The following is a 12,673-nucleotide window of genomic DNA, read 5'->3' as shown; positions in this document are numbered from 1 at the left end:
GTCGAACACGTTCCTAGCATCGCTGGTGTTACATCAGTTGTGTCACACCCCTGGGGGCTGAATGGCAACGACGCCGCAGCAGGGCCCGCTGACCGGCGTACGCGTGGTCGAGCTGGCCGGGATCGGGCCCGGCCCGTTCGCCGCCATGCTCCTCGCCGACCTGGGCGCCGACGTGGTCCGCGTGGACCGGCCCGGGGGAGCGGGACTGGCCGTCGACCCGCGGTTCGACGTCACCAACCGCAACAAGCGCTCGGTGATCATCGACCTCAAGACCCCCGAAGGACCCGCCCGCGTACTCGACCTCGCCGCGCGCGCCGACATCCTGATCGAGGGCTACCGCCCCGGAGTCGCCGAGCGGCTCGGCGTCGGCCCCGAGGACTGCCACGCCCGCAACCCCGCGCTCGTCTACGGCCGGATGACCGGCTGGGGCCAGGACGGCCCCCTCGCCCCGCGCGCCGGGCACGACATCGCGTACATCGCGCTCACCGGCACCCTCGGCATGATCGGCGCCCCCGGTGAGCCGCCGGCCGTCCCCGCCAACCTGCTCGGCGACTACGCGGGCGGCTCCCTCTACCTCGTCGTCGGCGCGCTCGCCGCCCTGCACCACGCCCGCGCGACCGGCACCGGCCAGGTCGTCGACGCCGCCATCGTGGACGGCACCTCCCACCTCGCCGCGATGATCCACGGCATGGTCGCCGCCGGCGGCTGGCAGGACCGGCGCGGCGCCAACCTCCTCGACGGCGGCTGCCCCTACTACGGCACCTACGAGACCGCCGACGGGGCGTACATGGCGGTCGGCGCCCTCGAACGGCGGTTCTACGAGGAGTTCCTCGACCGGCTCGGCCTCTCCGAGCACGTCGAGGCCCGCAAGGACTGGACCCGTTGGGGCGAGCTGCGCGAGGCGGTCGCCGCCCGCTTCAAGACCCGCACCAGGGACGAGTGGACGGCCCTCTTCGAGGGCTCCGACGCCTGCGTGGCACCCGTACTGTCCCTGCGCGAGGCGCCGCACCACCCCCACCTCGCCGCCCGCGGCACCTTCACCGACCACGGCGGCATCACCCAGCCCGCCCCCGCCCCCCGTTTCTCCGCCACCCCGACCGAGGTCCGCACCGGGCCCGCCCGGCCGGGCGCCGACACCGCGGACGTGGCACGCGACTGGGGCGTACCCGACCTGGTGAACGACCCCGGACGAAAGACCTCGGAGGATCACGGATGAAGGACCTCGGATGAAGCGGCGGCTCTTCGCCCCCGAGCACGACGCGTTCCGCGCGACCGTGCGCAGCTTCCTGGCCAGGGAGGTGCTGCCGTACTACGCGCAGTGGGAGAAGGACGGCATCGTCTCCCGGGACGCCTGGCGGGCGGCCGGCAAGCAGGGACTGCTCGGGTTCGCCGTGGACGAGCGGTACGGAGGCGGCGGCACCCCCGACTTCCGCTACAGCGCCGTCCTCGCCGAGGAGTTCACCCGTGCGGGCGCCCCAGGGCTCGCCCTCGGCCTGCACAACGACATCATCGGCCCCTATCTGACCGGCCTGGCCACCGAGGAGCAGAAACGGCGCTGGCTGCCCGGCTTCTGCGACGGCACGCTGATCACGGCCATCGCCATGACCGAACCCGGCGCGGGCTCCGACCTCCAGGGGATCCGCACGCACGCCGAGGACAAGGGCGACCACTGGCTGCTGAACGGCTCCAAGACGTTCATCTCCAACGGCATCCTCGCCGACCTGGTGATCGTGGTCGCGAAGACGACCCCCGAGGGCGGCGCCCGCGGCCTGTCGCTGCTGGTCGTCGAGCGCGGCACGGAGGGCTTCGAGCGCGGCCGCAACCTCGACAAGATCGGCCAGAAGGCCCAGGACACCGCCGAGTTGTTCTTCCACGACGTGCGCGTGCCCAAGGAGAACCTCCTCGGCGAACGCGACGGCGCCTTCGGCCACCTGATGACGAATCTCGCGCAGGAGCGCCTGAGTATCGCGGTCGCCGCGATCGCCGCCGCCGAACACCTGCTGGAGATCACCACGGAGTACGTCAAGGAGCGCGAGGCGTTCGGCCGGCCACTGGCGACCAAGCAGCACATCCGCTTCGAGATCGCCGAACTGGCCACCGAGTGCGCCGTCACCCGCGCCTTCCTCGACCGCTGTATCGAAGAGCATTCCGGGGGCGGCCTCGACGCCGTGGACGCCTCCATGGCCAAGTGGTGGGCGACCGAACTGCAGAAGCGCGCCGCCGACCGCTGCCTGCAACTGCACGGCGGCTACGGCTACATGAGCGAGTACCCGGTAGCCCGTGCCTTCACCGACGGCCGTATCCAGACCATCTACGGCGGGACCACCGAGATCATGAAGGAGATCATCGGCCGGTCCCTGCTGGGCTGACCTTCTCCCTCCCCCGCCCCTCGCCTTCCCCCGCCTCTCCCGAAAGGCTTACCAGTGAGCACCGAAGCGTACGTGTACGACGCGATCCGCACCCCGCGCGGCCGCGGCAAGGCGAACGGCGCCCTGCACGGCACCAAGCCCATCGACCTGGTCGTAGGGCTCCTCCACGAGATCCAGAGCCGCCTCCCGGACCTCGACCCGGCCGCCGTCGACGACATCGTCCTCGGCGTCGTCGGACCGGTCGGCGACCAGGGTTCCGACATCGCCCGGACCGCCGCCGTCGCCGCCGGACTGCCCGACACGGTCGCCGGCGTCCAGGAGAACCGCTTCTGTGCCTCGGGTCTGGAAGCCGTCAACATGGCCGCCGCCAAGGTGCGTTCGGGCTGGGAGGACCTGGTCCTCGCGGGGGGCGTCGAGTCGATGTCCCGGGTGCCGATGGCCTCGGACGGCGGCGCCTGGTTCAACGACCCGATGACCAACCTCGCCGTCAACTTCGTGCCGCAGGGCATCGGCGCCGACCTCATCGCCACCATCGAGGGCTTCACCCGGCGCGACGTCGACGAGTACGCGGCGCTCTCACAGGAGCGCGCGGCCACCGCCTGGAAGGAGGGCCGCTTCGACCGGTCCGTCGTCCCGGTCAGGGACCGCGGCGGCCTCGTCGTCCTCGACCACGACGAGTACATGCGCCCGGGAACCACCGCCGACTCCCTGGCCCGGCTGAAGCCGTCCTTCGCGGACATCGGCGACCTCGGCGGCTTCGACGCCGTGGCACTGCAGAAGTACCACTGGGTGGAGGAGATCGACCACGTCCACCACGCGGGCAACTCCTCCGGCATCGTGGACGGCGCCTCCCTCGTCGCGATCGGCTCCCGGGAGGTCGGCGAGCGCTACGGACTCACCCCGCGCGCGCGGATCGTCTCCGCCGCCGTCTCCGGCTCCGAGCCCACCATCATGCTCACCGGCCCCGCCCCCGCCACCCGCAAGGCCCTCGCCAAGGCCGGACTGACCATCGACGACATCGACCTCGTCGAGATCAACGAGGCCTTCGCGGCGGTCGTCCTGCGCTTCGTGCGGGACATGGGCCTCTCCCTCGACAAGGTCAACGTCAACGGCGGCGCCATCGCGCTCGGCCACCCGCTCGGCGCCACCGGCGCCATCATCCTCGGCTCTCTCGTCGACGAACTGGAGCGCCAGGACAAGCGCTACGGCCTCGCCACGCTGTGCGTCGGCGGCGGCATGGGCATCGCGACGATCGTCGAACGCCTCTGAATCCCGGCGGCCTTCCACAGACTCGGCGGCCTTCCACAGGCCTCGGCGGCATTCCACAGACTTCTACGGAGACCCTGTCATGACACAGAGCACCACCATCCGCTGGGAACAGGACCGTACCGGCGTCGTCACCCTCGTCCTCGACGACCCGGACCAGTCCGCGAACACCATGAACCCGGCGTTCCGCGACTCCCTCGCGGTGATCACCGACCGTCTGGAGGCCGAGAAGGACACCATCCGCGGCATCATCATCACCTCCGCCAAGAAGACCTTCTTCGCCGGCGGCGACCTGCGCGACCTGATCCGGGTCACCCCCGAGACCGCCCAGGAACTCTTCGACGGCGGCATGGCCATCAAGCGCGACCTGCGCCGCATCGAGACCCTCGGCAAGCCCGTGGTCGCCGCGCTGAACGGTGCCGCCCTGGGCGGCGGTTACGAGATCGCCCTCGCCTGCCACCACCGCATCGCCCTCGACGCCCCCGGCTCGAAGATCGGCTGCCCCGAGGTCACCCTCGGCCTGCTCCCCGGCGGCGGCGGAGTCGCCCGCACCGTACGTCTGATGGGCATCACCGACGCGCTGCTCAAGGTGCTCCTCCAGGGCACCCAGTACAGCCCGCGGCGCGCCCAGGAGAACGGTCTGATCCACGATGTGGCCGCCACCCGGGACGAACTGCTCGCCAAGGCGCGCGCGTTCATCGAGGCCAACCCCGAGTCGCAGCAGCCCTGGGACAGGCCGGGCTACCGGATCCCCGGCGGCACGCCTGCCCACCCCAAGTTCGCGGCGAACCTGCCCTCCTTCCCCGCCAACCTGCGCAAGCAGACCAACGGCGCCCCCTACCCGGCCCCGCGGAGCATCCTGGCCGCCGCCGTCGAGGGCTCCCAGGTCGACTTCGAGACCGCGCAGGTCATCGAAGGCCGCTACTTCGTGGAACTGGCCGCCGGACAGACCTCGAAGAACATGATCCAGGCGTTCTTCTTCGACCTCCAGGCCGTCAACTCCGGTGCCAACCGCCCCCAGGGGATCGAACCCCGCCCGGTCCGCAAGGTGGCCGTGCTCGGCGCCGGGATGATGGGCGCCGGCATCGCCTACTCGTGCGCCCGCGCCGGCATCGACGTCGTCCTCAAGGACGTCTCCCCGGAGGCCGCCCTCAAGGGCAGGGCCTACTCGGAGAAACTCTGCGCCAAGGCCGTCTCCCGGGGACGCAGCACCCAGGAGAAGGCGGACGCCCTGCTCGGCCGGATCACCGCGACCGCCGACCCGGCCGACCTCGCGGGCTGCGACGCCGTCATCGAGGCCGTCTTCGAGGACACCTCCCTCAAGCACAAGGTGTTCCAGGAGATCCAGCACCTCGTCGAGCCGGACGCGCTGCTCTGCTCGAACACCTCCACCCTCCCCATCACCGCCCTCGCCGAAGGCGTCGAGCGCCAGAGCGACTTCATCGGCCTGCACTTCTTCTCGCCGGTCGACAAGATGCCGCTCGTCGAGATCATCAAGGGCGAGCGCACCGGCGACGAGGCCCTCGCCCGCGCCTTCGACCTGGTCCGGCAGATCAGGAAGACGCCGATCGTCGTCAACGACTCGCGCGGCTTCTTCACCTCACGGGTCATCGGGCACTTCATCAACGAGGGCGTCGCCATGGTCGGCGAGGGCATCGAGCCCGCCTCGGTCGAACAGGCGGCGGCCCAGGCCGGATACCCGGCCAAGGTCCTCTCCCTGATGGACGAGCTGACGCTCACGCTGCCCCGCAAGATCAGCAAGGAGACCAGGCAGGCCGTCGAGGAGGCGGGCGGCACCTGGACGGAACACCCCGCCGACGCCGTCATCGACCGCATGGTCGACGAGTTCGGCCGCCCCGGCCGCAGCGGCGGAGCGGGCTTCTACGAGTACGGCGAGGACGGCAGGCGGGCCCGCCTGTGGCCGGGCCTGCGCGAGCACTTCACGCGCGCGGGCACGGAGATCCCCTTCGTGGACATGCAGGAACGCATGCTCTTCTCCGAGGCCCTCGACACCGTCAAACTCATGGAGGAGGGCGTCCTCACCTCTGTCGCCGACGCCAACATCGGCTCCATCTTCGGCATCGGCTTCCCGGGCTGGACCGGCGGCGTCCTCCAGTACATCAACGGCTACGACGGCCGCGCCGGGGGAGGGGCCGGCGCCGGGACGGGTGTGGGCCTGCCCGCCTTCGTGGCCCGTGCGCGGGAACTGGCCGAACGCTACGGCGAGCGGTTCACGCCCCCCGCGCTGCTGGTGGAGAAGGCGGAGAAGGGCGAGGTCTTCACCGACGCGCGCTGACGTGCCACCGACGTACCGCTGACGCACCACCGACGTGACGCCGACGTACCGCTCAGCGGTACGTCGGCGTCGCTCCTCAAGGGCCGGACAAGGACGCTCACCCGCGACCGTTCCCCGCCCCCACGAGGAGCTCCCCGTGGGACACCACCCCGCCCTCGCCCTGCCGGAGATCCTGTGCGGCGAGGGCGTGGACCGGATCTTCGGCAACCCGGGCACCACCGAACTCCCCTTCGTTCCCTGCTGTACGGGGTCGACGGGGGCAGCGGCCTCCTCACCGGCCAGACCCTCGACGTGAGCGGCGGGTCAGCCTACCTGTGACTCCGGCCGTGCCTGCGGCGGTGACTCCTGCGGTTCCTGCGGTGCCCAGGCGCGCAGTTCCTCCCTGAGGAAGCGCTGGAACGTGGTCAGCAGCGCCTGCACCACCAGGGGATGCATGTGCGCCGACAGCGACTTCACGTCCCGCGCGTCCCGCTCCGACACCTCGCCGCGGAACAGCTCCGCCAACTCGTGGGCCGCCGCGCGCGAATGCTCCACGAGGACGCCCCGCGAGGCGAGGATCGCCTCCTGGGACAGCGGTACGTCCAGCAGTTGGACGCCGAGGCGGAGCAGACCGACATCGACGCGGAAGGACTCGCCGTCGGCCCGCACCACACCCATCGCGGCGAGCCGCGCGACCTCCCCGTCGCCCAGTTCCCGCCCGGCCCGCCGCTGCAACTCCTGCCACGACACCGTCTCCACGGTCTCCGGCGCCCAGGAGGTCACCACCGCCCGGTGGATCGCGAGGTCGTGCGGGCTCAGGTCCGGCGGCAGCTGCCGCAGATAACGCTCGATCGCGGACAGGGTCATCCCCTGCTGCTGCAACTCCTCGATCAGCGCGAGCCGCGCGAGGTGGTCCCGGCCGTAGTGCCCGACCCGGCGCGGACCGATCACCGGCGGGGGCAGCAGACCCTTGGTGCCGTAGAACCGGACCGTGCGGACCGTGACACCCGCGCGCGCGGCCAGCTCGTCGATGGTGAGGGTCGGCTCCTCGGCGTCCGTCGTCATGTGCAGCAGTATCGCTGTCTCACCAATGGTGTGAAACCTCTCGGACCCCCTCGACGACCATGCGACACATGCCCTTGTGTGACGTGCGCCATCGCATGGGGTGTGTTTTCCCGGGCACGTGCCCCCTTGGCCCAGGCCCCTGCGAGGGCACCGGTCGCATCACGTCCGGATCCCCGAGCGATACCCGTCGGGGCGCACCAGAGAGTGGAACCACCCGTGAGCAAGGACGCCGTGGAACCGGCACAGGCCGCCTCCCGCACCGACGCGGCCCAGGTGCCCGCGGACGCGGGCGACGCCGGCTACAGCAAGGACCTCAAGGCCCGCCACGTCAACATGATCGCCATCGGCGGTGCGATCGGCACCGGGCTCTTCCTGGGCGCCGGAGGCCGTCTGCACACCGCGGGCCCGGCCCTCGCGCTCGTCTACCTGGTGTGCGGTGTCTTCGCCTTCTTCGTGGTCCGGGCCCTCGGCGAGCTGGTCCTCTACCGCCCGTCGTCCGGTTCCTTCGTGTCGTACGCGCGCGAGTTCCTCGGCGAGAAGGGCGCGTACGTCGCCGGCTGGATGTACTTCCTGAACTGGTCGACGACCGGGATCGCCGACATCACGGCCATCGCGCTCTACACCCACTACTGGAGCCTGTTCACCGACATCCCGCAGTGGACGCTGGCCCTGATCGCCCTGGCCGTGGTCCTGGCGGTGAACGTGATCTCGGTGAAGATCTTCGGTGAGCTGGAGTTCTGGTTCGCGATCATCAAGGTGGCCACCCTGGTCGGCTTCATGCTGATCGGCATCTTCCTGCTGGCCACCCGGCACGAGGTGGACGGCCGGACCCCCGGCGTCGGCGTGATCACCGACAACGGCGGTGTCCTCCCGCACGGCCTGATGCCCGTGGTCCTGGTCATGCAGGGCGTGATCTTCGCGTACGCCGCCCTGGAGCTGGTCGGTGTCGCCGCGGGCGAGACCGCCGAGCCGGAGAAGGTCGTCCCGCGCGCGGTGAACTCGATCATGTGGCGCGTAGGCCTGTTCTACGTCGGCTCGGTGGTCCTCCTGGCCCTCCTCCTCCCCGGCTCGGTCTACTCGGCCGGCGAGAGCCCCTTCGTCACGGTCCTGTCGAGGATCGGTGTCCCGGCGGCGGGCGACGTGATGAACCTGGTGGTCCTGACGGCCGCGATGTCCTCGCTGAACTCGGGCCTGTACTCCACCGGCCGGATCCTCCGCTCGATGGCCATGGCGGGCTCGGCACCCCGCTTCACCGCCCGCATGAACCGCAGCCAGGTCCCCTACGGCGGCATCCTGCTGACCTGCGCGGTCTGTGTCCTCGGCGTCGGTCTCAACTACCTCATGCCGAGCCAGGCCTTCGAGATCGTGCTGAACGTCGCCTCCCTCGGCATCATCAGCACCTGGGTGATCATCATGGTCTGCCACCTGGTCTTCGTCCGCCGAGCCCGCGCCGGCCTTCTCACCCGCCCCTCGTTCCGCCTGCCCGGCAGCCCCGTCACGGAGCTCACCACGATCGCCTTCCTCCTCGCCTGCCTCGTCCTGATGGCCGACGACCCGGAGATCGGCCGAAAAACCCTCCTGCTCATCCCGGTGATCGCGATCCTGCTGGTGGCGGGCTGGTTCGGTATCCGCCGCCGGGTCGAGAGGACGGCGGACCAGGAACTGACGGACCTCACGAAGTAGGCCTGTCGATGGGGGCCCGCGGTGACTGCCCGGCCGACGGCCGGACAGTCACCGCGGGAGCGCGGGGGAACCGCGCGCCCGGCCGGCCACGACCCGCGGACGCCCCGGCCCGTCAGCTCGACGGCGACAGACAGCCGAGCACCGTCGCCCGACGCTCTCGTCAGTGCTTGTGCTTGTGCTCGTGCTCGTGCACGTCGTTCGTCGCCGCGATCTTCTGCCACGACTTCGGCCGTACCGGAGCCGCCCCCACCGACCGGGCGGCGGACGCGTCACGGGCCGCGGGTGTCGCGGGCTTCACCGGCTGGTACAGCCAGGTGTCGAACAGCGGGCCCAGCGGCTTCCCCGACACTCGCTCGGCGTACTTCCGGAAGTCGACGACGGTCGCGTTGCCGTACGCGTACTTCTGCGGCCAGCCCTTGAGGATCGCGAAGAACGCGTCGTCGCCGACCTCGTTGCGCAGCGCCTGGAGGGCGAGCGCGCCCCGGTCGTAGACGGCGAGGTGGAACTGGTTCTCCGGGCCCGGATCGCCGGGCTTCACCGTCCAGAACGGGTCGTCGGCCGGATGCGAGGCGTACACGTAGTCGGCGAGTTCCTGTGCCGTCCCCTCGCCCTCGTGCTCGGACCACAGCCACTGGGCGTACCGCGCGAAGCCCTCGTTGATCCAGATGTCCTTCCACCCGGAGACCGACACGAGGTCCCCGTACCACTGGTGGGCCAGCTCGTGCACGACCACGGAGGTGTTGGTGCCGCCCGCGAACTGCCGAGGGCTGTAGAAGGGCCGGGTCTGGGTCTCCAGCGCGTACCCGGTGTCGGTGTTCGGCACATAGCCGCCGAGCGCGTTGAACGGATACGGGCCGAAGTACCCGGTCAGCCAGTCCGCGATCTCCCCGGTCCGCTCGATGCTCGCCCGCGCCGCGCCGTAGTTGTCGCCGAGGTCCTTGCTGTAGGCGTTGACGACCGGGATGCCGCTCTCGGTCGTCCCCGTCGTCACGTCGAACCTCCCGACCGCCAGGGTGGCCAGATAGGTGGCCTGCGGCTTGTTGGACCGCCAGTTGTAGCGGGTCCACCCCAGGCGTGAACTCGTCGACTGGAGTGTGCCGTTGGAGATGGCCTGGGTGCCGTCGGGCACCAGGACCGACACGTCGTACGTCGCCTTGTCGAGCGGATGGTCGTTGCTGGGGAACCACCACCAGGCCGCCTCGGGCTCGTTCGCCCCGACGCCGCCGTCCGCGGTGCGGTGCCAGCTGGTGAAGCCGTACGCCTGCTTCGACGACGGCACGCCGCTGTACCGCACCACGACCGTGACGGCCGTGCCCTTCGCGAGCGGCGTCTTCGGGGTGATCTCCAGCTCGTGCTCACCGGAGGTCGTGAACGACGCCTTCGCGCCATTGACCCGTACCTCGGCGACGTCCAGCAGAAAGTCCAGATTGAACCGTGACAGGTCCTCGGTGGTGCGGGCCAGCAGGGTCGCGGTGCCCTCCAGCTCGTCCGTCGCGGGCTGGTACTTCAGCCGCAGGTCGTAGTGCGAGACGTCGTATCCGCCGTTGCCGTAGTCCGGGTAGTAGGGGTCGCCGATGCCCGGCGCGCCGGGGGAGAGACCCGCGGCCGATGCCGGGATCGCCAGCAACAGGGAGGCCGCCGCGAGGGCGCCCGGCGCGATGATTCTGCGGTGCACGAAAGCTCCAAGTCGTAGGGGCGCGAAGTCTGTTCGAAGCCTATTGATTCCCTGTGGACCCGGGTCTGTCCACGGCCACCCCTGTCACACGAATGCCATTCGGCCGTCATGAACCCACCGCCGCGCGCGCCCCACGGGCCTCCTGCGCGTCCGGTTGCCCTCTTCTGCGCGGGAGTTGACCGATGTACCGTCCGCGCATGCCGATACGCATGCGCTTCACGACCTGGAGATCGCCCGCCACGGCCGCCGTCGCCGCTCTCATGGCCGCCCTCGTCACCCCGGCGGCCGCCCACGGCACCCCGCGGGAGAGCAGACCGGTCTACTCGTACGAGAACGCCGTCCGCGAGGCCGTCTGGGTGGACACCGGCCTCGACGGTGACAGCGACGGAGAGGCGGACCGCGTCGCCGTCGACATCGTCCGGCCGCGCGAACCCGCCCGGCAGGGCCGCAAGATACCCGTGATCATGGACGCCAGCCCCTACTACTCCTGCTGCGGACGCGGCAACGAAAGCCAGTTGAAGACCTACGACGCCGCCGGCAACATCGTCCAGGCGCCCCTGTTCTACGACAACTACTTCGTGCCGCGCGGCTACGCCTACGTCGGCGTCGACCTCGCCGGCACCAACCGCTCCGACGGCTGCGTGGACGTCGGCGGACGCTCCGACATCCAGTCCGCGAAGGCCGTCGTCGACTGGCTGAACGGCCGCGCCAAGGCGTACACCACCCGCACGGGGAGTACGAAGGCCAAGGCCACCTGGACCAACGGCAGGACCGGCATGATCGGCAAGAGCTGGGACGGCACCATCGCCAACGGTGTCGCCGCCACCGGCGTCAAGGGCCTGAAGACCATCGTCCCGATCAGCGCCATCTCCACCTGGTACGACTACTACTTCTCCAAGGGCGCCCCGCTCTACGACTCCGGCCCCGACTGGTTGTCCGACTACGTCAACAGCCCCGACGCCCGCACCCGGTGCGCGGCCGTCCAGCAGAAACTCGTCGACGGCGCCCCGCGCACCGGCGACCGGACCCGCCTGTGGAGCGAGCGCGACTACGTCAAGGCCGCGAGCAAGGTGAGGGCGAGCGTCTTCCTGGTCCACGGCATGCAGGACCTCAACGTCCGGATGCAGCACGTCGGCCCCTGGTGGGACGCCCTCGCGAAGAACGGCGTCGAGCGCAAGATCTGGCTCTCCCAGACCGGCCACGTCGACCCCTTCGACTTCCGCCGCGCCACCTGGGTCGACACCCTGCACCGCTGGTTCGACCACGAACTCCTCGGCTACGACAACGGCATCGACCGCGAACCCGTCGCCGACATCGAACGCCACCCCGACCAGTGGGCCACCTCCACGTCCTGGCCGCCGCGCTCCGCCTCCGCCACCACCCTGCGTCCCGCCGAGGGCGCTCAGGAGGGCGTCGGCACTCTCGGCCTGCGCAAGGGCACCGGCACGGAGACCTTCACCGACGACCCGCGGCTGAGCGAGACCGACTGGGCCGCGCGGATCGACACGCCGACTCCCGCGAAGGCGGGCTTCACCACCGGGCCCCTCACCCGCGACCTGCGGCTGTCCGGCTCCTCCAAGGTCACCGTCACCGCCACCCCGACCACCTCGACGGCCCATCTCTCCGCCGTCCTGGTCGACCTCGGCCCCGACACCATCCGCGACTACGCGGCGAGCGGCGAGGGCATCAGCACCCTCACCGACCGCACCTGCTGGGGTGCCGGCACCACCGGGGACAGCGCCTGCTTCAAGGAGACGCGGGCGAAGACCGCCGACGTCGACCTCACGGTCGTCAGCCGCGGCTGGGCCGACCTGGGCAACCACGCCTCCGGCCAGGGCGCCCCGCTCACGCCGGGCAAGGCGTACACCATCACCCTCGACCTCGGGGCCACCGACCACGTCGTCCCGGCCGGCCACCGCCTCGCGCTGATCGTCGCGGGCACCGACAAGGACCTCATCGACCCGCCGGCCAGTACCCCGACGCTGACCCTCGACCTGTCCCGTACATCCGCCCGCGTACCGCTGGTAGGCGGCACGGCCGCGTTCGCGCGGGCCACCGCGGGCGCCGCACCCCTCGCCCCCGAGGCCACCCCGCTCGACGGCGTCCGGGCACCGAGTACCGCGCGGCGCGTCCCGGAGGCAGGCCGATGATCCGCACCCTGCCCCTGCCCCTGCCCCTGGGCCTGGTGACGGCCGCCCTGGCCGCCTCCCTCGTGGCGACCCCGGCGGAGGCCGGGCAAGCCCCAAGTGGTTGTCCGACGGGTTCGTCGAGCGATCTCCTGATGGTGTAACCGCATCTCGGCAGGTCGATGCTGTGTACCCGTCACTCACTCGTGGGGAA

General features: G+C 70.8%; 10 protein-coding genes. 8 read left to right on the top strand and 2 right to left on the bottom strand.

Features of this window, described 5'->3' with window-relative positions; all coding sequences use genetic code 11:
- Positions 1-61 precede the first annotated feature (61 nt).
- From ACZ5VD_RS07965 to ACZ5VD_RS07945, 5 genes are all read left to right on the top strand, one after another.
- Positions 62-1,216: a CaiB/BaiF CoA transferase family protein gene (locus tag ACZ5VD_RS07965; protein ID WP_468681418.1), complete on the top strand. Its 1,155-nt coding sequence runs from the start codon at positions 62-64 to the stop codon at positions 1,214-1,216.
- A 10-nt stretch (positions 1,217-1,226) separates the two neighbouring features.
- Entirely contained in the window at positions 1,227-2,369 is a 1,143-nt protein-coding gene (locus tag ACZ5VD_RS07960) for an acyl-CoA dehydrogenase family protein (protein ID WP_468681416.1), read from the top strand.
- A 54-nt stretch (positions 2,370-2,423) separates the two neighbouring features.
- Complete coding sequence (locus tag ACZ5VD_RS07955) at positions 2,424-3,638, top strand: acetyl-CoA C-acetyltransferase (protein WP_468551371.1); 1,215 nt, start codon at positions 2,424-2,426, stop codon at positions 3,636-3,638.
- Positions 3,639-3,717: 79 nt separating this feature from the next.
- On the top strand, positions 3,718-5,931 hold the full coding sequence (locus ACZ5VD_RS07950; RefSeq protein WP_468681414.1) for a 3-hydroxyacyl-CoA dehydrogenase NAD-binding domain-containing protein: 2,214 nt from the start codon (positions 3,718-3,720) through the stop codon (positions 5,929-5,931).
- Between the two features lie 136 nt (positions 5,932-6,067).
- Positions 6,068-6,226 (top strand): hypothetical protein, encoded by a 159-nt coding sequence (locus tag ACZ5VD_RS07945; protein ID WP_468681412.1) that lies wholly within the window; start codon positions 6,068-6,070, stop codon positions 6,224-6,226.
- 8 nt (positions 6,227-6,234) lie between these two features.
- On the opposite strand, the gene ACZ5VD_RS07940 is transcribed toward ACZ5VD_RS07945, so the two are convergent.
- On the bottom strand, positions 6,235-6,975 hold the full coding sequence (locus ACZ5VD_RS07940; protein ID WP_468551374.1) for a MerR family transcriptional regulator: 741 nt from the start codon (positions 6,973-6,975) through the stop codon (positions 6,235-6,237).
- A gap of 216 nt (positions 6,976-7,191) precedes the next feature.
- Between ACZ5VD_RS07940 and ACZ5VD_RS07935 the strand changes: the two genes are divergently transcribed.
- Positions 7,192-8,658 (top strand): amino acid permease, encoded by a 1,467-nt coding sequence (locus ACZ5VD_RS07935; RefSeq protein WP_468681411.1) that lies wholly within the window; start codon positions 7,192-7,194, stop codon positions 8,656-8,658.
- Positions 8,659-8,818: 160 nt separating this feature from the next.
- Here ACZ5VD_RS07935 and ACZ5VD_RS07930 read toward each other — a convergent pair whose 3' ends face one another.
- The gene (locus tag ACZ5VD_RS07930; RefSeq protein WP_468681409.1) at positions 8,819-10,333 is read right to left on the bottom strand and encodes a M1 family metallopeptidase; all 1,515 of its coding nucleotides are present in this window, start codon (positions 10,331-10,333) and stop codon (positions 8,819-8,821) included.
- 197 nt (positions 10,334-10,530) lie between these two features.
- Between ACZ5VD_RS07930 and ACZ5VD_RS07925 the strand changes: the two genes are divergently transcribed.
- Both ACZ5VD_RS07925 and ACZ5VD_RS07920 read left to right on the top strand, forming a co-directional pair.
- A complete protein-coding gene (locus ACZ5VD_RS07925; protein WP_468551377.1) occupies positions 10,531-12,483 on the top strand; it encodes a Xaa-Pro dipeptidyl-peptidase in 1,953 nt (650 codons plus the stop codon).
- On the top strand, positions 12,480-12,623 hold the full coding sequence (locus ACZ5VD_RS07920; protein WP_468681408.1) for a hypothetical protein: 144 nt from the start codon (positions 12,480-12,482) through the stop codon (positions 12,621-12,623). Before ACZ5VD_RS07925 ends, ACZ5VD_RS07920 begins: the two co-directional genes overlap by 4 nt.
- Positions 12,624-12,673 lie beyond the last annotated feature (50 nt).

It is taken from the genome of Streptomyces sp. NPDC032822, from assembly GCF_055578825.1.
The sequence above is the reverse complement of the archived record's forward strand: the minus strand, read 5'-3'. Positions and strand labels throughout refer to the sequence as shown.